Raw genomic sequence first — 23,013 nt, 5'->3', positions numbered from 1 at the left:
GCCCGATTCACCAGGACAGGTGGCGGAGTTGTCCACAAGCGGCACGGCACGGGAGCGCCGCAGCACACGGAGACCGGCCTCCGACGCACCGCGGGGGCGAGCGGTCCGCGCCGCCCGCCCCCGGTTCACGACCGTGGCCCGTCCGTCACACGTGGACGGACGGCCCCGCGTCGTTCGTGCCGCGCTTGGTGAAGAAGGCGACCGCCGACGCGAACACCGCCACGATGCCCGCGCACATGAAGGCGAGCCCCATGCCCGAGATGAACGAGTCGTGCACGACGTCCTTCATGGCCTCGGCGATCTGCGCCGGAGTGCCGCCCGGAGCGGGCGGAGCGACCCCCACCTCCGCAGCGCTCTTGAGCTTGTCCTCCTGGCCGGGCGGCAGCGGCGGAAGCTTGGCGTCCGCCCACTTCTCCGGCAGTACGGAGTCGACGCGAGTGGCCATGACGACGCCCAGCACCGCCGTGCCGAGGCTGCCGCCCACCTGCATCGCCGCCTGCTGGAGTCCGCCCGCGACGCCGGAGTGCTCCAGCGGCGCGTTGCCGACGATCACGTCCGTGGCGCCCACCATCACCGGCGCGAGGCCCAGGCCCAGCAGCGCGAACCACAACGAGGTGGCGGCGGCGCCGCTCTCCGCGTCCAGCGTCGAGAGCCCGAACATCGCGGCGCCCGCGATCAGCATGGCGGCGACGAGCGGTACGCGCGGCCCGATCCTGGAGATCAGCGCGCCCGCGACGGGCGAGGCGACGATCATCATCGCGGTCAGCGGCAGCAGCCGGATCCCGCTGTCGACGGGCGACATGCCGTGCACGTTCTGGAGATAGAAGGTGACGAAGAAGATGCCGCCCATGAAGCCGAAGGCCATCAGGACCATCAGCACGGTGCCCGCCGTGAGCGGAATCGAGCGGAACATGCTCAGCGGAACGAGCGGTTCCTTCGCCCTCGTCTCGCAGAACCCGAAGACGAGGAAGGCGGCGAGCGAGCCACCCAGGAAAGCCAGCGTGGCCGGGTCGCTCCAGCCCCACGTCGGCGCCTTGATCAGTGCCCAGATCAGGCAGAACATCGCGCCGGACAGCAGCACGATGCCCGGGATGTCGAAGGAGCGCGGCGCTTTCTCCGCCCGGTGGTCGCGCAGGATCACCAGACCCATAAGCAGCGCGAGGAGGCCGACCGGGATGTTGATGAAGAAGACCGACTCCCAGTTGACGTGCTCGACCAGGAGCCCGCCCACGATGGGGCCCGCCGCCGTCGAGGCGCCGATGACCGCGCCCCAGACGCCGATGGCGGCGTTGAGCTTCTCCGCCGGGAAAGAGGCACGCAGCAGGCCGAGCGCCGCGGGCATCAGCAGCGCGCCGAAGAGGCCTTGCAGCACGCGGAAGGTGACGACGAGGGACACGCTGCCGCCGAGCCCGATCGCCCCGGAGGCCGCGGCGAAGCCGACGACGCCGACGAGGAAGGTCTGCCGGTGGCCGAACCGGTCGCCGAGCTTGCCCGCGGTGATCAGGGCGACGGCGAGCGCGAGCAGATAGCCGTTGGTGATCCACTGCACGTCGGCGAGCGACGCTCCGAGGTCCTTCTGGATGGCGGGGTTGGCGATGGCGACGATCGTGCCGTCGAGGGCGACCATGGTGATGCCGAACGCGACGGTGACGAGGGTCAGCCAGGGGTGGCCGCGAACACCCGAGCGGGGCTTGGGAGCACCCGGTGCGCCCGGTATGCCTGGTTCACTCGGGCCGGGCCGTTCCGGCGGCCGGCCCGCGGCCGTGCTGGTCTGGGAGCTCATGCCGGCGAGGCTAATGACAGCGACTGACAATTGACAAACAGAATCCTTCGTCGGTAGATGTCACGCTGCTCACATCCCCGGCGGAACCCCCGCCTCCGCATTCGCACCCCACCGAGGCCTCCACCCAGGCAGCTACCGAGACCGGTGCCGAAGTCCCCGAAGTCCCACCGAAATCCGCACCCAAGCCCGCACCCCAAGTCCGCACCGAATCCGTGCTGTCGACCGTACGGTTCACGCCGTGCCGTCCATGCCGCGCCGTCCAGAGCGCCAAGGGCAGTGCCGTGGAGAGTGACAGCACCAACCACTGGGAGGTGGCCGAAGTTGACCGGTCTGCGTGAGCGCAAGAAGCAGCGCACCCGTGACTCGCTCGTCCGCGCCGCCCACGAGCTGTTCGTCGCGCAGGGGTACGAGGAGACCACCGTCGACGAGATCGTGGCCGCGGTCGACGTCTCCCAGCGCACCTTCTTCCGCTACTTCTCCAGCAAGGAGGAAGTGGCCTTCTCCCTCCAGAGGCTCGTCTCGGAGCGGTACGTCGAGGCGGTCCACCGCCGCCCGCCCGGAGGCTCACCGGTGCAGGTGCTGCGCAGCACCCTGGACGAGACGTGGGAGAGCATCGGCGAGGCCATCGAGGAGGTCGTCCCCCTCACCCTCTATATGAGGATGTGGCAGATCATCGAGACCACGCCCGCCCTCGCCGCCGCCCAGCTGCGGCACGGCGCGGAGATGGAGGAGCGGCTCGCCGCCGAGATCGCGAGACGCGAGGGCCTGGACCTCGAAGCCGACCCCAGGCCACGCGTCCTGGTGGCCGCGTTCTCGGGCGTGATGAACGCCGCCTTCCGCTCCTGGAGCGCGGGCGACGACCTCACGGTGAGCGCGGCACAGCAGGCCGTCGAGTCGTACGTGGACCAGCTCGGGCCCGCCCTCTCCGAGGACTGGGGCGGCCCCCGAGCCCCCAGCGCCGGCCGCCGCCCGCGGCGTACGACGTCCGCTCCCCCGTCGTAGAACGCGACATTCCGTCAGAACACCGCCGAACCGCACGGCACGGCACAGCCGCCGAAGCGTCCCCCGGCGCACCCTTCCCGTCCGGCTGCCAACCCGCCCCGCCCGCACGCCAGTTCGCGGAGACGCCGCTCCGCCGGGCGCCGTCCGGAGAACCGCCCGTACGCCCCCGCACCACCACGACCGCCCCACCCCCGCGCGAACTGACCCAATCAGGCATGGTGAAACGTGAGATGGGTCACGGCGCACACGAGCCCTCCGCCCGGTCTCCTAGGGTTGCTGCCCAGTGACTTCCTTCCCGGCCCTCAGCAACCCCCTGTCCGGCTCGGGCCTCCCGTCCGCTGGAGCCCCGGGCACGGCCTTCTGGCGCACGATGCTCGCGCTCGCGGTGGTACTGGTCCTGCTGGCGACGACGGGCTGGACGGCGATCCGCGAACACCAGGGCACCCCCGGTCCGTACGCGGCGGGGCTGATCGCCTGGGAGAAGGGCTCCATCGCGGGACGGCGGCTGCCCGCCCCGGACGCGAAGCCCGGCGCCGTCGCCCGGTTCTTCCGCTCGCTCGGCACCGGCCAGCAGCAGCGGCTGGCCGACCGCTACCCGCTCGTGGTGGGCAACATGGGCGGAGCCCCCGTACAGCTGCGCTACCGCGCCAACCGCACAGCGATCGCCGAGGCGCGGAACGTGGAGCGGGAACGGATGCACGACCAGCGGCTGACCGACGACGGACGCCAGACCGCGGCCAGCCGCATGGAACGCCTCGACGCCATGCTCCGACCGCACCGCCAGATCCTGGCCTTCGACCCCACGGGGCGCGGCCGCGTCGCCGAGGTCTTCGGCGATCTGGACCGGGCGCAGCGGGTGTCGGTCGTCGTCCCGGGCGTGGACACCAACCTGCTGACCTTCGAGAAGACCGACCGGCCTTACTCCGCGCCCGCCGGCATGGCCCGCGCCTTGGAGGAGCGGCAGCGCACCGCGGCACCGCGCACCTCCACCGCGACCATCGCGTGGGCGGACTACACCGCCCCGACGGGCCTGGGCGTCGACGCCGCCTCCGGCAACCTCGCCGCGGACGGCGCGAAGCGGCTCAAGGACTTCGTCCGCGGACTGCACAGCCCGCACATCGCGCTGTTCTGCCACAGCTACGGCTCCGTCGTCTGCGGCGACGCGGCGGACGAACTGCCGGACCGCGTCACCGACATCGCCGTCTCCGGCAGTCCCGGGATGCGCGTGGACCACGCCGACGACCTGGGCACCGGAGCCAACATCTGGGCGGTGCGCGACAAGGACGACTGGATCGCGGACGTGCCGCACATGGAGGTCGGCGGACTCGGCCACGGAGCCGACCCCGTCTCCCCCGGCTTCGGCGCGCGCCGGCTCTCCGCGCACGGCGCGCTCGGGCACACCGGCTACTACGTGCCCGGCACCGGCAGCCTGGACAACTTCGCCGGGATCGCGACCGGTTCGTACAACACCGTCGACTGCGCGTCCAGCGACCCGGGCTGCGTCGGCACTCCCACCAGGACGCTGTAGCTCCCGGTGCGGGCCGTGAGCGGCCATGCGCAACAGGGCATATGCCCGGCATAGACAGGCAATTACGCGCGTAGCGTCGAGGAGGGGGACGAGCGGGCGCCTCGCGCATACGATGGGCCGCATGGGTGACGTACTGGCTGGAATTCACTCCACCTGGGAGTTCGAAGCCGACTCCGTGCTCATCCGCTTCGAACGGGGGATCCGCACGCCGAAGCTCTTCCATGTGCTCGGGGAGCGGCGCGTTCCGTACGAGGCGCTGAGCAGCGTCGAACTCGCACCCGGTGGCAAGCGCGGCACCGTGGTGCTGCGAGCCGAGCCCCGCACAGGTGCCGACCCGCTGGTCGAGGCCGCGGCCGGCCAGCTGAAGCACGGCAGCGATCCCTACCGCCTGGTGCTTCCCGCAGAGCGCGAGACGCTCGCCGACTACTACGCCACGGAACTGCGCGCGGTCCTGGGCGCGGACGCCGACAAGCCCGCCGAGCACCATCTCGTCGCCGCCCCCAAGCCTCCGCACAGCTTCAAGGCGTACGACGGCAAGGCGTCCTTCGACGGCAGTACGGTCTCCTTCCGCTGGTTCTGGACAGGGGCCTCGTCGAGCAAGTGGAAGGCCGGGGACCAGAGCTTCCCGGTGAGCGAGCTGGAGGGCGTCGAATGGCGTTCCCCGGAGATCGCGAGCGGCCACCTGCGCGTGCTGCCGCGCCGCGGCAGGCCCCCGGAGAACGGGGAGCCGGACAAGGACCCGGCGTCGGTCGTCTTCGGCATCGGCTACGGGCTGGTGCACGAGTCGCTGCCGTTCGCCGCCTCGGTGCTGGAGGCCGTGCGCGCCGCGGAGCCGGCGACCGTGGCCGGTGCGTCGAATCCGTCCGGCTCGTCCCGGCACGGGCACTCGGGCACCCGCGCCGACCCCGCGGACATCGCCGAGCGCATACGGCACCTCAAGGAGCTGCACGAGGCCGGTCTCGTCACGGACGACGAGTTCGACAAGAAGAAGGCCGACCTGCTGTCCGAGCTCTGAGCGCGGCGAGGCCCCCGAGCGGACCGGGTCCGGCCGCCGCGCCGTTGCCCCCATGCCCTACCGGCGTAGGGGTGCACCGGTACCCACGTATGACGTGCGGTCATCGGCCGCGCCATAGCCTGAACCCGCGATGAACGCCTCCACCCCTACGGGACCGCCGGCACCCCCGCCCGCCGGGCCGTCGCACGGACCCGCGCGGGCGGCGCGGCACGGGCTGCGCGTCTTCTGGGCTGCTCTGACCACGCCCGCGAGCACGGAGGCGCGTCCCACCGCACCCGGTTCGACGGGGCGCGGACGGCGCTGGGCTCACCTGCTCGTCCTCGGGGTCGTCGCCGTGCTGATCCCGGTCACCGGCACTGTCCTCACGGAGGGGTACGGACTGCCCGGCCCGATCGCGGTCTCGCTGGGCTTCGCGCAGGCCGGGCCGCTGCTCCTGGCCGTGACGCGCCCGCTCCAGGCCTGGTGGATCGTGATCATCGCGGACACAGTCGGCGCTCTGCTGGCGCTGTTCCCGCCGCCCGGGGAGGAGCCGTGGCCGTGGCCGGCCACCGTGATCGTCGGCTATCTCGCGCTGTGCCTGATGCTGGCGCTGCGGGAGCGGCGCAGCACGCTCATCGCGGTGTGGACGGTCACGCTCGTGCTCTCGCTCGTGCTCGGCTTCGTCGCCCAGGACCGCAGCGACGGCACGAACGTGCTGCTGACCGTCCTCAGCGGGGTCGTGCTGCTGCTCTTCGGGGCGGTGCGCGAGCGGGGCGACGCGCAGCGGAGGCTGGCCGAGCAGGAGACGATCAGCGAGGCCGAGCGCGCACGGCGCACGCTGCTGGAGGAGCGGGCCCGTATCGCACGCGAGTTGCACGACGTCGTCGCGCACCACATGTCGGTGATCACCGTCCAGGCCGACAGCGCGCCCTACCGGCTGAGCGGGCTCCCGCCGCAGGCGCGCGAGGAGTTCGGCTCCATAGCGGAGACCGCGCGCGAGTCGCTGTCGGAGATGCGGCGGCTGCTCGGCGTGCTGCGCAGCGAGGAGGCCCACGGCGAACGGGCGCCGCAGCCCGGGCTGGAGCGTCTCGGTCAGCTGGCGGAGGCGACCGTACGGGCCGGCGTCCCCACCGAACTCTCCGTGGCGGACGGCCTGTCGGGGCTGCCGCAGGCAGTGCAGCTGTCGGTCTACCGGATCGTGCAGGAGGCGCTCGCCAACGTCGTACGCCATGCTCCCGGGGCCACCGCGCGGGTCTCGGTGACGGGCGGCGGGGACCCGGGGGACGGCGGCGGTGACGGTGACGCTGACGGCTCCGCGACTGCCTCTCCCGCCGGGCTCACCGTCCTGGTTGTCAACGGCCGCGCGTCCGGCCCCTCGGGACCGCCCCTGGAGACCACCGGCACCGGGCACGGACTGGTCGGCATGCGCGAGCGCGTACGCCTCATCGGCGGCACCCTCGACACCGGCCACCTGCCCGACGGCGGATTCCGCGTCGCCGCCCGCATACCGCTGCCGCCCGCACCGCCGACCGGGAAGGACCCCGCCCCCTCATGACGACCCGCGTGATCATCGTCGACGACCAGGCCATGGTGCGGGCGGGCTTCGCCGCGCTGCTCTCCGCTCAGTCCGACATCGACGTGGTGGGCGAGGCCGCCGACGGAGCGGAAGGCGTCGGACTCTGCGGACGCACGCACCCCGACGTCGTGCTCATGGACGTCCGCATGCCGGAGATGGACGGGCTGGAGGCGGCCAGGAGGATTCTGCGGCCCGGCGCGGGCGCGGGCAGCGCGGGCTCCGAGGGCGGCGGCACCCACCAGCCCAAGGTGCTGATGCTGACCACCTTCGACGTCGACGACTACGTGTACGAGGCGCTGCGCGCCGGAGCCAGCGGCTTCCTGCTCAAGGACGCGCCCCCCGACGACCTGATCGCGGCCGTACGGATCGTGGCGGAGGGCGAAGCGCTGCTCGCGCCCTCCGTCACCCGGCGCCTCATCGCGGACTTCGCCCGACAGCGCCCGATGCCGTCCGCGTCGCGCGGGCTGCGGCTCAACGGCCTGACGGACCGGGAGACCGAGGTCCTGGAACTGCTCGCACGCGGCCGGTCCAACACCGAGATCGCGGAGGCCCTCGTCCTCGCCGAGCAGACCGTCAAGACGCACGTGAGCCGCATCTTCACCAAGCTGCGGCTGCGCGACCGCGCGCAGGCCGTGATCTTCGCGTACGAGTCGGGGCTGATCTCCCCCGGCGAAGGCTGACGAACCGCCGGGCCGCGCCCGTTCCCTCTCTCTCCTGTCGTCTTACCTCTCCCACCTCCCCTCTCCTCCTCTCGTCCTGCCCTTCTCTCCGCTCTCCTCCTCGCGGACGGCATCCCGATACCCCGGTATCACCCGGGAGTTGGCTCCCCGGTGTGACGTGAGGACGACGGCCGCCGTCCGACTCTGCTCCCCGCAGGCCGCCGGTCCCTCCGGCAGCCGCCGGAGGGAGCACGGGGATGAAGCGCCGCCTGGACCGCCAGCCGACCAGCCGCAGGACCAGCCGCCCGACCGGCCCTGCGAAGGGCCGCCGGATGAGCCGGCTGAAGCGCACGATGACCGCGGCGGCGCTCGCGGGAACCGTCGTCGCGGCCACCGCAGGCTGGGCCACGGGGTCGGCGCAGCACGCCGTGACCGGACCGCCGCCCGGCACGGCCTCCTGGCGTGCCGACGGCGACACCCTCGGCCGCGCCCTCCCCGACCCGGCCACGGCACCGCCCGAGCGGATCGGCTCCTTCTTCGACGCCCTCACCGGCAGGCAGCGCGACGCGCTGCTGCACCGGCATCCCCTGGTGGTGGGCAACCTCGACGGCGCGCCGACGGCACTGCGCTACGCGGCCAACCGCCGGGCCCTGCGCAGCGAGGCCACGCGCGAACGGACCCGCGCGGCCGACGCCTCCCGTACACCGCAGGACCGCCGCCGGGCGCGGGCGAAGGCGGACCGCTACGCCCAACTGCTCGCGCCCGGACGGCACATCCTCGCCTTCGACCCGCGCGGCCGCGGCCAGATCGCCGAGGTCTACGGCGACCTGGCCACCGCCGAACGTACGGCCGTGATCGTTCCGGGCTCCGACATCGATCTGGCGACCTTCGACCGCAAGGGGCCCGGCCGGTACGGGACGCCCGCCGGGATGGCCGCCTCCCTGCGGTCCCGCATGGGGGACGCGGCACCCGGCACGCGTACGGCGGTGATCGCCTGGTCCGGCTACACGACGCCGGTCGGGCTCGGCCCCGACGCCGCGACCGCGCGCCTCGCCGCCGCGGGCGCGCCCCGTCTGGAGCGCTTCCTGCGGGGCCTCGCCCGCACCGGCGCACCCGCGCCCGCGGTGCTCTGCCACAGCTACGGCTCCGTCGTCTGCGGCAGAGCCGCCGCCGGGCTGACGCGGCGGGACGCCTCCGACCTGATCGTCTTCGGCTCGCCCGGCATGCACGCGGACTCGGTGCGCGGACTCGGCACGCGCGTGCGGGTCTGGGCCGCCCGCGACGCCGGGGACTGGATCGGCAGGGTGCCGAACGTGGAGTTCCTCGGCCTTGGTCACGGAACCGACCCGGCCTCGGCGGAGTTCGGCGCCCGCGTGGTCTCCTCGGAGCGCGCGGACGGCCACACCGGCTACCTCGCGCCGGGCACCGACTCGCTCGCCAACTTCGCCGCCGTCACGCTCGGTTCGTACGAGTCGGTGACGTGCGCGTCTCCGGCGGGCGCGTGCGCCGAGGGCACGGCGGCGTGAGCCCAGCGGGCGGCTTGAGCGGCGTGAGCGACCTGAGCCGCCTCGGCGACCCGGGCGGTGTGCGCGGCGTCATTCCCGTCCGGCCGAGCTGAACGACATGTCCGCGTACCGGTTCCCCGCCACCTGTCCCGCGATCGGCTCCAGCAACGCCAGCTCGCTGTCGGACAGTTCGATGCGGGTCGCCGCGGTGTTCTCCTCCACCCTGGAGCGCTTGCGGGTGCCGGGAATGGGCACGACGGTCAGCCCCTCCCACAGCCGCGACTGCTGCTGCACCCACGCCAGCGCGATCTGTCCGGGCGTCGCGCCGTGCGCCTCCGCGACCTGCTTCACGGGTTCCAGCAGCGCGGCGTTGGCCGCCGCGTTGTCCCCGGTGAACCGGGGCAGCGTACGCCGGAAGTCGTCGCTGGTCAGGTCCTTCTCGGCGTCGCCGATGGCGCCGGTGAGGAACCCCCGTCCGAGCGGCGAGTACGGGACGACGGTGACGCCCAGGTCGGCCGCCGCACCCACGACGTTCGTCTCGATGTCGCGGCTGAAGAGCGACCACTCCGACTGAAGCGCCGCGATGGGATGCACGGCCTGCGCCGCGCGCAGCTCTCCGGCCGTCACCTCGCTGAGCCCCAGATGCTTGACCTTGCCTTCCTGCACCAGCTCGGCCATGGCGCCGACGGTCTCCTCGATGGGGACGTTCACGTCGCGCCGGTGCATGTAGTAGAGATCTACCGCGTCGACGCCCAGCCTGCGCAGGCTGCCCTCGATGCACTGCCGGATGTACGGGCGGTCGTTGCGGATGGCGCGCCCGCCGGGGGCGGACGGGTCCACGCTGATGGCGAACTTCGTGGCCAGGGTGATCTCGTCGCGGTGGGCCGCCACGAACGGCGAGATGAACTTCTCGTTCTCCCCCGCCCCGTACATGTCCGCGGTGTCGTAGAGCGTGACACCCAGCTCCAGGGCCCGCTCCAGGGTCGCCCGTGCCTCGTCGGTGTCGGTCGGTCCGTAGGCGAAGCTCATGCCCATGCAGCCCAGGCCCTGGACGCCCACCTCCGGGCCGTCCGCGCCGAGCCTGGCCGTCGTGATCTTCGCTCCGTCGTCCGTGTGGGAAGTCATGCTGTCCTCTCGGGCTCTCTGATTGCTCAGGCCTCGGGCCTCAGATGTAAGGCGCCAGGCCTCGGGCGTCTCAGGCGCTCTCCGGCACCCTGTACGCCGCATAGATGTCGATCTTGTAATTCAGCACCGCGAGGGTCTCTTGCAGCTCGGCGACACGGCGCAGCACGTCCTCCCGGGTCGCCACGAGCAGTTCGTGCCGCTCGGGGCAGGTGTGCTCCCCGGCCCGTACGAGTTCGGCGTAGCGCACCATGTCCGCCACCGGCATGCCGGTCAGCCGCAGCTTGGCCACCAGATCCAGCCAGTCCAGATCCTTGTTGGTGAAGCGCCGCTGCCCCGTGTGCGACCTGTCCACGTGCGGCATCAGCCCGATCCGCTCGTACCAGCGCAGCGTGTGTGCGCTCAGCCCGCAGATCGCGGCGACCTCGCTGATCGTGTACCGGTCCTGGCCGTCGGGCCTGGGATGGGGCAGCCCTTGGGTCGCGCACACATCCGGTTCGACTGCTTCGACCGCTGTCTCCGTATCTGTCTCCGTCACGGTCATAAGTGAACGCTACGGACTTGGAGCGCACTCCAAGCAAGCGCAAAATCAGGGCCAATTCGCGCCGCGTTACGCTCGGGCCCATGAACAGCCTGCGGACGATCGACAATTGGCCCGTGCCGACCGCTGCCGCCGCCGTCGTGGCGCACTCGGGCGGCGCGGACGGCGCGGACGGCGCAGAGACCGCCGCCGTCACCGCCGCGCACGGCAGCACCGGCCACCGTTTCGCACTCGCGTCCGTCACCAAGCCCCTCACCGCGTACGCCGTGCTCATCGCCGTCGAGGAGGGAGCCGTCGAGCTCGACGAACCCGCCGGCCCCGAGGGTTCGACGGTCCGCCACCTCCTCGCGCACACTTCGGGGCTCGCGTTCGACGAGGACCGCCCGGTGGCGGAGCCGGGCACGCGCCGCCTCTACTCCAACGCCGGGTTCGAGGCGCTCGGCGACCACATCGCGAAGGTCACCGAGATCCCGTTCCCGCAGTACCTGTACGAGGCGGTCCTCCAGCCGCTCGCCATGGCGTCGACGGACCTTCCCGGCTCGCCGGCCAAGGACGGCGTCTCCACCGCGGACGACCTCGCCCGCTTCGCGGCCGAGCTTCTCGCGCCGCGCCTGCTGAGCAGGGCCACGCTCGACGAGGCGACCTCGGTGGCCTTCCCCGGGCTCAGGGGCGTACTGCCGGGCTACGGCAGCCAGTCGCCCAACGACTGGGGCCTCGGATTCGAGATCCGGGACGGCAAGTCCCCGCACTGGACGGGCAGTTCGTCCTCGCCGCGCACGTACGGCCACTTCGGGCAGTCGGGCACCTTCCTGTGGGTCGACCCGGACGCGGGCGCGGCCTGCGTCGCCCTCACGGACCGCGACTTCGGGCAGTGGGCGGTCGACGCGTGGCCGCCGTTCACGGACGCGGTGCTCGCCGAGCTGAGCGAGGGGTGAGTGGTGGGGCTGGGGCGGACGATGAAGGGCTGACAGATATCAGAATCTGTCAGCGCGACATTGTTCGCCGACACCTGCCGATCGTTCGCTGATACCCGACGATCGTTCGCCGGCATCCGGCCAACGTCAGCTGCTATCCGGCGAACGTCGGCTGACGCCCTGACGATCGCCGACCACCGCCCCTCAGCCGTACCCCGGCTCCGCGTGCATCTCCCACATCAGCAGCTCCACCGGGCCCCCGGCCCCGCGTGCCTCCAGGTCACGGGCGTCGGTGACGCGTGCCGCGTCGCCCGCGGTCAGCCGCTCGCGGACCGGCCCCGCGCCGATCTCCGCCTCCCCGCGCACCACATGCACGTACACCCACGCCGCGTCCGGCACGGCCGTACGCTCGCCCTCCGCGAGCCGCCGCACATGCATCACGGCCTCCGTGCGCGGTACGGCGAAGGGCGTGCCGTCCGCGATGCCGTGCACGACCTCGTACTCGGGCTCGTATCCCTGCTCGGAGCCGCGCGACCCCGGAACCAGCCACATCTGCACGAAGCACAGCGGCCCGGACCCCGCGTTGCGTTCGATGTGCCGCACGCCCCGCCCCGCGCCCATCCGCTGCACGTCGCCCGCGCGGACTCGCGACGTACGTCCCGTCGAGTCGACGTGCTCGAGCTCTCCCTCGACCACCCATGTCACGATCTCGACATCCCTGTGCGGGTGTTCGGGAAAGCCCGCACCCGGTGCGAGCCGCTCCTCGTTGCACGCCACCAGCTGCCCGAAGCCGACGTTGTCCGGGTCGTAGAAGCCCGAGAAGGAGAAGGCGTGCCGGGTGTCGATCCCCGCCGCCTCGTCACCGCCCCTGTACCGGTCGGACCCCCGCCACACCTGAAGCATGAGGCCACGGTAATCCGCTCCGCTGCCGCACAGCAGTGCCCCCCGGCCCGCACGTGCGGTCCGATGAGGCAGGCTTGGCACGTGCCCGAATCCTCAGATCCTCCCGCGAACCCGCCCCCCGACGAGCGCCCGGAGCACGCCGAGCACCCGCACGGCGCGACGCTGCGGCGCCTGGAGCAGTCCTCCGGCAAGCTCGCCGCCGCGGCCATTACGCGCATGGACGAGCAACTGCCGTGGTATCGGGCGATGCCGCCGGAGAACCGGTCCTGGATCGGGCTCGTCGCCCAGGCGGGCATCGCGGCCTTCACCGAGTGGTTCCGGCACCCCGAGACGCCGCAGGCCATCAGCACGGACGTCTTCGGCACGGCCCCCCGCGAGCTGACCCGGGCCATCACGCTGCGCCAGACCGTGGAGCTGGTGCGTACGACGATCGAGGTCGTCGAGGCGGCGATCGAGGAAGTCGCCGCACCGGGCGACGAGTCGGCGCTGCGCGAGGCGCTGCTCGTCTACGCCCGCGAGATCGCCTTCGCCACCGCCCAGGTCTACGCGCAGGCCGCCGAGGCGCGAGGCGCGTGGGACGCGCGGCTTGAGTCGCTGGTGGTCAACGCCGTGCTCTCGGGCGAGGCGGACGAGGGCGCCGTCTCCCGGGCCGCCGCGCTCGGCTGGAACTCGCCGGAGCACGTCGCCGTCGTCCTCGGTACGGCGCCGGACGGCGACAGCGAACTCACCGTCGAGGCCATACGGCGGGCCGCCCGCCACGCGAAGCTCCAGGTGCTCACGGGCGTGCTCGGCAGCCGCCTCGTCGTCGTGGCGGGCGGCAGCGACGACCCGCTGCGCGCGGCGAAGTCGCTGATCGGACCGTTCGCGCCGGGTCCCGTCGTGGCAGGCCCGATCGTCGGCGACCTGCTCTCCGCGACCCGCTCGGCGCAGGCAGCCGCGGCCGGGCTGCGGGCGTGCGCGGCCTGGCAGGACGCGCCCCGTCCGGTGCTCGCGGACGATCTGCTGCCGGAGCGCGCGATGGCCGGCGACCCCACCGCGCGGGAGCTGTTGGTGGAGGAGATCTACAGACCGCTCGAAGAAGCGGGCTCCGCGCTCCTGGAGACGCTGAGCGTCTATCTGGAACAGGCGAGCAGTCTCGAGGGCGCGGCGCGGATGTTGTTCGTACACCCCAACACCGTGCGCTACCGGCTGCGACGTGTGACAGACGTCACCGGATGGTCGCCCTCCGACGTCCGCTCGGCCTTCACACTGCGTATCGCCCTGATTCTGGGGCGTCTCAGCGACTTCGGGAACCAGGCCTAGACAGATTCGGGCCCCTTTGTCGGACCTCGACAATTTGCCCTCCGGTTCTTCGTACCGCTCCGTACCGGCGCGGAAGGCATCCGACAAGAGAGAGTGAAAGAGTGCTCGTACTCGTAGCTCCCGGCCAAGGCGCGCAGCAGCCCGGCCTCTTGACTCCCTGGCTCGAACTCCCCGGCGTCGCCGACAGGCTCGCGGAGTGGTCGGCCGCCATCGGCATGGACCTCGTCCGCTACGGCACGGAGGCCGGCGCCGAGGAGATCCGCGACACCGCCGTGGCCCAGCCGCTCCTGGTCGCCGCGAGCCTCGTCTCGGCCGACGCCCTGCTGGACGGCAGGCCGGTGGCCGAGGTGGCGGGTGCGGTGGCCGGGCACAGCGTGGGCGAACTGGCCGCGGCGGCCACGGCCGGCGTGCTCTCCCCGGCCGACACCATGACGCTCGTACAGGCCCGCGGCCGGGCCATGGCCGAGGCCGCGGCCGTCACCGGCACCGGGATGTCCGCGGTGGTCGGCGGCGAACCCGAGGCGGTCGTCGCGCACTTGGAGAAGCTCGGGCTGACCGCGGCCAACATCAACGGCGGCGGCCAGATCGTCGCGGCGGGCACCACCGAGCAGCTCGCCGCGCTCGCCGAGGACAAGCCTGAGAAGGCCCGCGTGATCCCGCTGAAGGTCGCGGGCGCGTTCCACACCCACCACATGGCACCGGCCGTCGACGTCCTGGCCACCGCCGTCGAGGGAGCACAGGTGCACGACCCCGTGCTGCCCTACGTGTCGAACCTGGACGGAGCCGTCGTCGACGACGGGCGGCAGATCGTGCGGCGCCTGGTCAACCAGATCTCCGCGTCGGTGCGTTGGGACCTGTGCACCGAGACATTCCAGAAGATGGGCGTCACGGCGCTCATCGAGGTCTGCCCGGGCGGCACCCTCACCGGCCTGGCCAAGCGCGGCCTTCCCGGCGTTCGCACCCTGGCACTGAAATCCCCTGATGATCTCGACGCGGCGCGCGAGCTGATCGCCGAGCACACGCAGACCGCCTGAGCCTCAAGGAGCTCGAGAGCATGACCGCGAAGATCAAGCCCGCCAAGGGTTCCCCGTACTCGCGCATCCTCGGCGTGGGCGGCTACCGTCCGACCCGCGTGGTGTCGAACGACGAGATCCTCAAGCACATCGACTCGTCCGACGAGTGGATCCGCTCGCGCTCCGGCATCGCCAGCCGCCACTGGGCCGGCCCCGACGAGACCGTCGCCGAGATGACGCTGGAGGCGGCGGGCAAGGCCGTCGCCGACGCGGGCATCACGCCGCAGCAGGTGGGCGCCGTGATCATCTCGACGGTCTCCCACTTCAAGCAGACCCCGGCGATCGCCACCGAGATCGCCGACCGCATGGGCGCCGGCAAGGCCGCCGCCTTCGACATCAACGCGGGCTGCGCGGGCTTCGGTTACGGGCTCACGCTCGCCAAGGGCATGATCGCCGAAGGCAGCGCCGAGTACGTGCTCGTGGTCGGCGCCGAGCGGCTCTCGGACCTGACGGACCTGACGGACCGTTCCACCGCGTTCCTCTTCGGCGACGGCGCGGGCGCCGTCATCGTCGGGCCCTCCGAGGAGCCCGGCATCGGCCCGAGCGTCTGGGGCTCGGAGGGCGACAAGGCGGACGTGATCAGCCAGACAGTCCCGTGGGACGCCTACCGCGAGGGCGGCGTGGAGAAGTTCCCCGCCATCCGCCAGGAGGGCCAGGCGGTCTTCCGCTGGGCCGTATACGAGATGGCGAAGGTGGCCCAGGAGGCCCTCGACGCCGCCGGGATCACCCCGGACGACCTGGACGTCTTCATTCCGCACCAGGCCAACATGCGGATCATCGACTCGATGGTGAAGACCCTCAAACTGCCGGAGCACGTCACGGTCGCCCGCGACGTGGAGACCACCGGCAACACCTCGGCCGCCTCCATCCCGCTCGCGATGGAGCGGCTGCTGGCGACCGGACGGGCGAAGAGCGGTGACACCGCGCTCGTCATCGGCTTCGGGGCGGGTCTCGTCTACGCCGCAACGGTGGTTACCCTCCCCTAGTCAAGATCCACACAGTCCGTACAGCGCCGTGCGGCAGCGTGTGGCGACCTCGCACAAGACAACACCCAGTCACGCATCACGCAGAACACCGAAGGAGCGCCGAGATGGCCGCCACGCAGGAAGAGATCGTCGCCGGTCTCGCAGAGATCGTGAACGAGATCGCCGGTATTCCCACCGAGGACGTCCAGTCCGACAAGTCGTTCACGGACGACCTGGACGTCGACTCGCTGTCCATGGTCGAGGTCGTCGTCGCCGCCGAGGAGCGCTTCAGCGTCAAGATCCCGGACGACGACGTGAAGAACCTCAAGACCGTGGGCGACGCGACCGAGTACATCCTCAAGCACCAGAGCTGAGACGGCGCCCGCGCGTTCGTCGCCATCCGCCGCGTCCCCGGGACCCGTACCGGGGCCGCGGTAGAGGTGGTTCGCAGGCTCACCCCCTACCAGTGGAGACATGAATCCAGTGAGTACGACCCAACACTCCGTGGTCGTCACCGGTATCGGCGCAACCACACCGCTGGGCGGCGACAGCGCATCGTTCTGGGAGGGTCTGGTCGCCGGACGTTCCGGCGTGGCCCTTCTCACCCAGGACTGGGCGGCCGATCTGCCCGTCCGCATCGCCGCCGAGATCGCGGTGGAGCCCACCGAGATCATTCCGCGTCCTCAGGCACGCAAGCTGGACCGCTCCGCGCAGTTCGCGCTGATCGCGACCCGCGAGGCGTGGGCGGACGCGGGCTTCACCTCCAAGGCCGGTGAGGACGCGAGCGTCTCGCCGGACCGGCTGGGCGCGGTCGTCGCCTCCGGCATCGGCGGTGTCACGACGCTGCTCGGGCAGTACGACATCCTGCGGGAGAAGGGCGCACGCCGCGTCTCGCCGCACACGGTGCCGATGCTGATGCCGAACAGCCCGAGCGCGAACGTCGGCCTGGAGGTCAACGCGCGCGCCGGTGTGCACACCCCGGTCAGCGCCTGCGCCTCCGGTTCGGAGGCGATCGGCTACGCGGTGGAGATGATCCGTACGGGCCGTGCGGACGTCGTCGTCGCCGGAGGCACGGAAGCCGCCATACACCCCCTGCCCATCGCCGCGTTCGGCAACATGATGGCGATGTCGAAGGACAACGACGACCCCGAGGGCGCGTCACGTCCGTACGACGCCGGCCGCAACGGCTTCGTGATGGGCGAGGGCGCCGGCGTCATCGTCCTGGAGTCGGCCGAGCACGCCAGGAAGCGCGGTGCGCGGATCTACGCGGAGGCCATCGGCCAGGGCATCTCGGCCGACAGCCACCACATCACCCAGCCCGAGCCGAGCGGCAACGGCATCGCGCTGGCGCTCCAGAACCTCATCGAGCAGACGGATCTCAAGCCTGCCGAGGTCATGCACATCAACGCGCACGCGACGTCGACGCCTCTCGGCGACATCGCGGAACTCAAGGCGCTGCGCAAGGTCTTCGGCGACGACACCGACCACATGGCGATCTCCGCGACGAAGTCGATGACGGGGCATCTGCTGGGCGGCGCGGGCGGCATCGAGACCGTCGCCTCGATCCTCGCCCTGCACCACCGCACGGCGCCGCCGACGATCAACCTCAACAACCTCGACCCGGAGGCGGACGCCGACATCGTCGGCGGCGAGGCCCGCCCCCTGCCCGGGGGCACGATCGCCGCGCTGAACAACTCGTTCGGCTTCGGCGGGCACAACGTCGTGCTGGCCTTCCGTACGGTCTGATCCGGCACGCGGCGACACACACGCGGCGACACAAGGTCGCAGCACGCGCACGGAATGAGGGGCGGCTCCCGACGGGGCCGCCCCTCTTCGTCTGCCGTGGAGCCTCAGCCGCCCGCCGGCGCCTTGCCCTCGGGGAAGCTGGCGAAGTACGAGGCCGCCATGTCCTCGCCGCCGTGGCCCAGTTCGGCCGCGCGCCGGAAGCGCTCCGCGCCCGCGGCGGCCACGTCCAGCCGCACACCCGCCTGCTCGCCCGCGGAGACGATGAGCCGTGCGTCCTTCTCCGCGGTGGCGACGGCGAAGCTCGGCGCGAACTCCCCGGAGCGGATCGCGTCCGCCTTGATCCGCAGATAGCCCATGTCGAGGGTGCCGCCCTCGACGGCGTCGAGGAAGCCCTGCGGGTCGACGCCCAGCCCCTCGGCGAGGGCCAGCGTCTCGGCGGTGCCGTGAGTGACGGCGAGGACCCAGGAGTTGCAGACGAGCTTGAGGCGGGTCGCCGCGCCGGCTTCCTCGCCGACCCAGACCGTACGGGAGCCGATCGCGTCCAGCACCGGCTCGATCCCCGGCCGCGCCCGCTCGGGCCCGGCGGCCAGCACGAGCAGCTTGCCGGCCTCCGCCGGCTGGCGGGTGCCGAGGACGGGGGCGTCGACGAAGGTGAGCCCGTACTCGCGGGCGAGTTCGGCAAGGGGCGGCAGCCCGTCGACGCCGGCCGTCGTGCACTGGAGCCACACCGTGCCGGAGCGCAGGCCCGGGGCCGCGGCACATACGGTCTCGGCGGTCGCGGGCCCGTCGTGCAGCATCGTCAGCACCACATCGGCGCCCTCGACCGCCTCGCGGGGGCTGTCCGCCACCCGGGCCCCGGCCTCGGCCAGCGGCTCCGCCTTGGCTCTGGTGCGGTTCCACACGCGCACGTCGAGTCCGGACTTGCACAGGTTGCGAGCCATCGGGGCACCCATGATCCCGGTGCCGAGGACAGCCACGGAGAGCGGTTCTGACATGGGGGCAGATTAGGCGCTGTCCGTACGGTGCGCGAACGCCGGCGCTACGCGGCACCGGGCAGTACGCCTGGGGAAACGTGTGTCAGACGACCTGATGGAGCCAGCGCACGGGGGCTCCCTCGCCCGCGTAGCGGAAAGGTTCCAGCTCGTCGTCCCAGGGCTTGCCGAGCAACTTCGAGATCTCCGCCTCGAGTTCGCTCTCGCCGCGGGAGGCGCGGCCCACCGCGGCGCGCAGCCGGTCCTCCGGGATGAGGATGTCTCCGTGCATGCCGGTGACGGCGTGGAAGATGCCGAGCTCGGGCGTCGAGCTGTAGCGCTCGCCCTCGGCTGCGGAGCAGGGCTCGGCGGTGACCTCGAAGCGAAGCAGATGCCAGCCGCGCAGCGCGGAGGCGAGCTTGGAGGCGGTGCCGGGATCGCCCTGCCAGGAGAACTCCGCGCGCCAGGTGCCCGGTGAGGCGGGCTGTCTGATCCAGTCGAGATTGACGCGGGCGCCCAGGACACCTGCCACGGCCCACTCGACGTGCGGGCACAGCGCGCGGGGCGCGGAGTGCACGTACAGAACTCCACGTGTCGTCACCGGGACCTCCAGTGCGGTTCGAGGGCGTCTTCGCCGACTGCCTCGACTACCTGCCGGTCACGCGCCGGGTCAGCGCCTGACATCCTGCACCACCGGTCACTTCGTCATGAGCGCCGAGGTTACGAATAGTAAACACCATTGGCACCAATTCTCCCCGAAAGGGACATGAGGTGACGCGGCGTAATATTTTGCTGTCACCGAACGCGCTCCCCTGCCGGGCCGGCACGGTGCGAAACTCGCAGGAGAGCACAGGGCAAAGCTATCGCGCGGCACGGGACGCCCGGTGACGTACCGTCGTACGGACAGCGGAGAACGAGGGGCAGATGCCGGAGAGACGCGCGGCCGCGGGCGGCGGCCCGAGCACCGGGGGCCGTAGAACACGTCGTGGACGGGCGGTCGCGGTCACCTCGGCGGCTCTCCTGCTCGCCGGAGGTCTCGCTCTCGCCGCAGCGTGCGGCATCGGAAGCGGGGGCACCACTGGGGAGCGCCCTCAGGACAGCGCGCGCCCCTCTCCCTCTCCCACTCGTCCCTGGGACCGGCATCCGGAGTCCGTGGCGGCGGTCGGCGACTCCATCTCCCGGGGTTTCGACGCCTGTTCACTGCTGGCGGACTGCGACCGCGTCTCCTGGGTCACCGGCACGGACCCTTCGGTGCGGAGCCTCGCCGCACGGCTCATCGACAAGTCCCCGGCGCGGCACAGCTGGAACTTCGCGGTCAGCGGCTCCGTGATGGCCGATCTGCCGGCACAGATGGAGCGCGCCGCCCGGAAGCGGCCCGAGCTGGTGACCGTACTGGCGGGCGCGAACGACGCGTGCCGGCCCACCGTCGAGCAGATGACGCCCGTCGGGGAGTTCCGCTCGGACTTCCGTGCGGCGCTGCGCACGCTGCACGAGTCGCGTCCGAAGGCGCAGATGTACGTGTCGAGCCTGCCCGATCTCAAGCGGCTGTGGTCGCAGGGCCGTGACGACGCGTGGGGCGAGCGGATCTGGGACCTGGGGATCTGCCAGTCGATGCTGCGCGATGCGCGGTCGATGAAGCCTGCCGCCCAGGAGCGGCGGCAGCAGGTCCACGAGCGCGTGATGGCGTACAACTCCGTGCTGAAGGACGAGTGCGGGAGGTTTCTGCGCTGCCGCTACGACGGCGGGGCCGTCTTCCGCTACCGCTTCACGAAGACCGAACTGAGCCGCTGGGACTGGTTCCACCCCAGCAGGGCCGGGCAGCGCAAGCTCGCCGAACTCGCGTACCGCGGCATCACCGCGCGGCGCTGAGCGCGCGCCTGACGGGTGCTGTGCCGTACGGCCCGGCACTCCGCGCAAGAAGCGCCGTACCACCCATTGACGCCGTTCACGGAGCATCAATACATTCGCGTCAGCATTTCGAACGTACGTCGAAATCTCGAACAGCAAGTGGCTACGAGCAGCATGAAGGGCCGATCGCCGTGCGCATCACCGGAATCACTACCCACGTCGTCGGCACACCCTGGCGCAACCTCACCTACGTTCTGGTGCACACCGACGAAGGCCTCACGGGCGTCGGCGAGACGCGGATGCTCGGCCACACCGACGCGCTCCTCGGCTACCTGCGCGAGGCGGAGGCCAACCACATCGCCGGATCCGATCCGTTCGCGGTTGAGGACCTGGTGCGGCGGATGAAGTACGGCGACTTCGGGCGGGCCGGCGAGATCGTGATGTCCGGCATCGCCTGCGTCGAGACGGCGTGCTGGGACATCAAGGGGAAGGCGCTCGGCGTACCGGTGTGGCAGCTGCTGGGCGGCAGGGTCACGGACCGGGTCAAGGCGTACGCGAACGGCTGGTACACCACCGAGCGCACGCCGGACGCCTACCACAAGGCGGCACGCGCGGTCGTCGATCGGGGCTACCGGGCCCTGAAGATAGACCCGTTCGGGACCGGTCATCTCGAGCTTGACAACGATGCCACCCGGTACGCGGTCTCGCTGATCGAGGCCGTACGGGACGCGATCGGGCCGGAGACCGAGCTGATGCTGGAGATGCACGGCCGGTTCAGCCCGGCGACCGCCGTACGGCTGGCGCGTGAGATGGCGCCGTTCCGTCCGGCGTGGCTGGAGGAGCCGGTGCCGCCGGAGAACCTCAAGGCGCTCGCCAAGGTCGCGCAGAAGGTGGAGCTGCCGATCGCGACGGGTGAACGCATCCACGACCGCATCGAGTTCAGGGAGCTCTTCGAGTCGCAGGCCGCCGACGTCATCCAGCCCGACGTCGGTCACATCGGCGGAATCCTGGAGGCGCGGAAGCTCGCCGCCACCGCCGAGACGCACTACACGCTCGTCGCGCCGCACAACGTGGGCGGCCCGGTGCTCACCTCGGCGTCTCTCCAACTCGCGGGCTGCACACCCAACTTCAAGATCCTGGAGCACTTCAACGACTTCGCGGACGCCAAGATCAAGCGGGTCGTCAGGGGCGCCCCGCAGGTCGTCGACGGCTACTTCGAGCTGCCCTCCGCGCCCGGCCTGGGCGTCGAGCTGGACACCGACGCGGCGGCCGAATTCCCGCAGCAGCAGGCCCGGTTCGACCTGTGGGCCGAGGGCTGGGAGAAACGCGATCCGGCGGCCGGGAAGGGTGAGCGCGCATGAGCGGCCGGTCCCGGGACACCGCCGGCGTGCCCTCGATGCGGTCCGTCGTCGTCGACAAGCCCGGCGAGCACCGGCTGGTCACCGCGGCGCAGCCGCAGCCGGGCCCCGGTGAGGTGCGGGTCGCCGTCCATGCGGCGGGGATCTGCGCCAGCGACCGGGAGGTCTACGACGGCACGCGGGCCGCGGGCTACGTCCGCTACCCCGTGACGCCCGGCCACGAGTGGGCGGGCACCGTCGACGCGATCGGCGAGGGCGTTCCGGCGGAGCTGCTCGGGCGCAGGGTCGTGGCCGAGGGCTTCCGTGCCTGTCTGCGCTGCGACCGCTGCCGCGAGGGCGCGACCAGTCTCTGCACGAGCGGCTACGACGAGACGGGCTTCACGCAGCCCGGCGCCTTCGCCGATGCGCTCGTACTGCCGGCTCGGCTGCTGCATCTCCTTCCGGACGACGCCGACTTGCGGGCCGCCGCGCTGCTGGAGCCCGCGGCGGTCGTCGCGGCGGCGGTGCTGGCGGCGGAGCCGCGGGCGGGCGAGCGGATCGCCGTCCTGGGAGCGGGGACGCTGGGGATGCTCGCGGTCCAGCTGCTCGCGGCGCACTCACCGGCCGAGCTGCTGGCCGTCGATCCGCGGGAGCCGCGTGCGGAGCAGGCCCTGACGATGGGCGCGACGCATGCCCGTACGCCGGGAGCGGCGAACGGCGCGAACACCGCGGACGACGCGGACGGCGAGAACGGCGACGGCGGCTACGACCTCGTCGTGGAGACCGCGGGCGCCCGCGGCACCGCGCACGACGCCTGCATGCTCGCGCGGCGCGGCGGACGGGTCGTGCTCACCGGCATGTTCGAGCCGGGCGCGCAGGGCATCGACCCCGTCCATCTGTCCGTCAGCCAGCTCACGATCCGGTCGGTCTTCGGGGCGTCGCCCGCCGCGTGGTCGTACGCCGTACGGGCCTTCGGCAACGGGCTGCTCGATCCGGCACCGCTCATCACGCACGAACTGCCGCTGACCGCGTTCGGCGAAGCCGTCGCGCTCGTCGGCAGCGGCGATCCGGCCGTCGGGAAGGTGCTGTTGAGGCCATGAGTTGCTGAATCCCGCGGGGCCCGGCCCCGCACACGACCGCACACCGGCACCGAGCACCCGTCGGCAACCAGAAAGTGCCGACCGCCGAGCACCGATCTTCCCCGCCCCGAACGTCAGGAGCACCGTGGCCACCCGTACTTCTGA

Annotated in this window: 21 protein-coding genes; 15 read left to right on the top strand and 6 right to left on the bottom strand. The window is 71.9% G+C overall.

Annotated elements, in window-relative coordinates:
- Positions 1 to 145: 145 nt before the first annotated feature.
- Positions 146 to 1,783: an MFS transporter gene (locus QQM67_RS05470; RefSeq protein ID WP_314172443.1), complete on the bottom strand. Its 1,638-nt coding sequence runs from the start codon at positions 1,781 to 1,783 to the stop codon at positions 146 to 148.
- 321 nt (positions 1,784 to 2,104) lie between these two features.
- On the opposite strand from QQM67_RS05470, the gene QQM67_RS05465 reads away from it, so the two are divergent.
- From QQM67_RS05465 to QQM67_RS05440, 6 genes are all read left to right on the top strand, one after another.
- Entirely contained in the window at positions 2,105 to 2,785 is a 681-nt protein-coding gene (locus tag QQM67_RS05465) for a TetR/AcrR family transcriptional regulator (RefSeq protein WP_314172442.1), read from the top strand.
- A 283-nt stretch (positions 2,786 to 3,068) separates the two neighbouring features.
- Positions 3,069 to 4,313: an alpha/beta hydrolase gene (locus QQM67_RS05460; protein WP_314172441.1), complete on the top strand. Its 1,245-nt coding sequence runs from the start codon at positions 3,069 to 3,071 to the stop codon at positions 4,311 to 4,313.
- Positions 4,314 to 4,425: 112 nt separating this feature from the next.
- Entirely contained in the window at positions 4,426 to 5,328 is a 903-nt protein-coding gene (locus tag QQM67_RS05455) for a DUF4429 domain-containing protein (RefSeq protein ID WP_314172440.1), read from the top strand.
- Positions 5,329 to 5,458: 130 nt separating this feature from the next.
- Positions 5,459 to 6,862 carry a sensor histidine kinase gene (locus tag QQM67_RS05450; RefSeq protein ID WP_314172439.1) on the top strand — a complete coding sequence of 468 codons (1,404 nt, stop codon included), beginning with the start codon at positions 5,459 to 5,461 and terminating at the stop codon, positions 6,860 to 6,862.
- Positions 6,859 to 7,563 (top strand): response regulator transcription factor, encoded by a 705-nt coding sequence (locus QQM67_RS05445; protein ID WP_314172438.1) that lies wholly within the window; start codon positions 6,859 to 6,861, stop codon positions 7,561 to 7,563. The genes QQM67_RS05450 and QQM67_RS05445 overlap by 4 nt, the downstream gene beginning before the upstream one ends.
- Positions 7,564 to 7,874: 311 nt before the next feature.
- The gene (locus QQM67_RS05440) at positions 7,875 to 9,068 is read left to right on the top strand and encodes an alpha/beta hydrolase (protein ID WP_314172984.1); all 1,194 of its coding nucleotides are present in this window, start codon (positions 7,875 to 7,877) and stop codon (positions 9,066 to 9,068) included.
- Between the two features lie 69 nt (positions 9,069 to 9,137).
- Here QQM67_RS05440 and QQM67_RS05435 read toward each other — a convergent pair whose 3' ends face one another.
- On the bottom strand, positions 9,138 to 10,172 hold the full coding sequence (locus tag QQM67_RS05435) for an aldo/keto reductase (protein WP_314172437.1): 1,035 nt from the start codon (positions 10,170 to 10,172) through the stop codon (positions 9,138 to 9,140).
- A gap of 70 nt (positions 10,173 to 10,242) precedes the next feature.
- Positions 10,243 to 10,713 carry a MerR family transcriptional regulator gene (locus tag QQM67_RS05430; RefSeq protein ID WP_314172436.1) on the bottom strand — a complete coding sequence of 157 codons (471 nt, stop codon included), beginning with the start codon at positions 10,711 to 10,713 and terminating at the stop codon, positions 10,243 to 10,245.
- A gap of 80 nt (positions 10,714 to 10,793) precedes the next feature.
- On the opposite strand from QQM67_RS05430, the gene QQM67_RS05425 reads away from it, so the two are divergent.
- Entirely contained in the window at positions 10,794 to 11,645 is an 852-nt protein-coding gene (locus tag QQM67_RS05425; RefSeq protein ID WP_314172435.1) for a serine hydrolase domain-containing protein, read from the top strand.
- A gap of 183 nt (positions 11,646 to 11,828) precedes the next feature.
- On the opposite strand, the gene QQM67_RS05420 is transcribed toward QQM67_RS05425, so the two are convergent.
- Complete coding sequence (locus QQM67_RS05420) at positions 11,829 to 12,527, bottom strand: pirin family protein (protein WP_314172434.1); 699 nt, start codon at positions 12,525 to 12,527, stop codon at positions 11,829 to 11,831.
- Between the two features lie 81 nt (positions 12,528 to 12,608).
- Between QQM67_RS05420 and QQM67_RS05415 the strand changes: the two genes are divergently transcribed.
- From QQM67_RS05415 to fabF, 5 genes are all read left to right on the top strand, one after another.
- Positions 12,609 to 13,829, top strand: a complete 1,221-nt coding sequence (locus tag QQM67_RS05415) for a helix-turn-helix domain-containing protein (protein WP_399065379.1) — start codon at positions 12,609 to 12,611, stop codon at positions 13,827 to 13,829.
- Positions 13,830 to 13,930: 101 nt separating this feature from the next.
- Positions 13,931 to 14,863: an ACP S-malonyltransferase gene (locus QQM67_RS05410; protein ID WP_314172433.1), complete on the top strand. Its 933-nt coding sequence runs from the start codon at positions 13,931 to 13,933 to the stop codon at positions 14,861 to 14,863.
- Positions 14,864 to 14,883: 20 nt separating this feature from the next.
- Positions 14,884 to 15,888 carry a ketoacyl-ACP synthase III gene (locus QQM67_RS05405; RefSeq protein ID WP_314172432.1) on the top strand — a complete coding sequence of 335 codons (1,005 nt, stop codon included), beginning with the start codon at positions 14,884 to 14,886 and terminating at the stop codon, positions 15,886 to 15,888.
- A 104-nt stretch (positions 15,889 to 15,992) separates the two neighbouring features.
- Positions 15,993 to 16,241 carry an acyl carrier protein gene (locus QQM67_RS05400; RefSeq protein ID WP_314172431.1) on the top strand — a complete coding sequence of 83 codons (249 nt, stop codon included), beginning with the start codon at positions 15,993 to 15,995 and terminating at the stop codon, positions 16,239 to 16,241.
- 109 nt (positions 16,242 to 16,350) lie between these two features.
- A complete protein-coding gene (gene fabF / locus QQM67_RS05395) occupies positions 16,351 to 17,613 on the top strand; it encodes a beta-ketoacyl-ACP synthase II (RefSeq protein ID WP_314172430.1) in 1,263 nt (420 codons plus the stop codon).
- Between the two features lie 104 nt (positions 17,614 to 17,717).
- Here fabF and QQM67_RS05390 read toward each other — a convergent pair whose 3' ends face one another.
- Both QQM67_RS05390 and QQM67_RS05385 read right to left on the bottom strand, forming a co-directional pair.
- On the bottom strand, positions 17,718 to 18,608 hold the full coding sequence (locus QQM67_RS05390; protein ID WP_314172429.1) for an NAD(P)-dependent oxidoreductase: 891 nt from the start codon (positions 18,606 to 18,608) through the stop codon (positions 17,718 to 17,720).
- 82 nt (positions 18,609 to 18,690) lie between these two features.
- Positions 18,691 to 19,185: a DUF3145 domain-containing protein gene (locus tag QQM67_RS05385; RefSeq protein WP_314172428.1), complete on the bottom strand. Its 495-nt coding sequence runs from the start codon at positions 19,183 to 19,185 to the stop codon at positions 18,691 to 18,693.
- Positions 19,186 to 19,508: 323 nt separating this feature from the next.
- Between QQM67_RS05385 and QQM67_RS05380 the strand changes: the two genes are divergently transcribed.
- The 3 genes from QQM67_RS05380 to QQM67_RS05370 all read left to right on the top strand — a co-directional run bounded on the left by QQM67_RS05380 (position 19,509) and on the right by QQM67_RS05370 (position 22,869).
- A complete protein-coding gene (locus tag QQM67_RS05380) occupies positions 19,509 to 20,453 on the top strand; it encodes an SGNH/GDSL hydrolase family protein (protein ID WP_314172427.1) in 945 nt (314 codons plus the stop codon).
- Between the two features lie 170 nt (positions 20,454 to 20,623).
- On the top strand, positions 20,624 to 21,793 hold the full coding sequence (locus QQM67_RS05375; RefSeq protein WP_314172426.1) for a mandelate racemase/muconate lactonizing enzyme family protein: 1,170 nt from the start codon (positions 20,624 to 20,626) through the stop codon (positions 21,791 to 21,793).
- Entirely contained in the window at positions 21,790 to 22,869 is a 1,080-nt protein-coding gene (locus tag QQM67_RS05370) for a zinc-dependent alcohol dehydrogenase (RefSeq protein ID WP_314172425.1), read from the top strand. Before QQM67_RS05375 ends, QQM67_RS05370 begins: the two co-directional genes overlap by 4 nt.
- Positions 22,870 to 23,013: the final 144 nt, after the last annotated feature.

The organism is Streptomyces winkii (assembly GCF_032248595.1).
GTDB lineage: Bacteria > Actinomycetota > Actinomycetes > Streptomycetales > Streptomycetaceae > Streptomyces > Streptomyces winkii.
The sequence above is the reverse complement of the archived record's forward strand: the minus strand, read 5'-3'. Positions and strand labels throughout refer to the sequence as shown.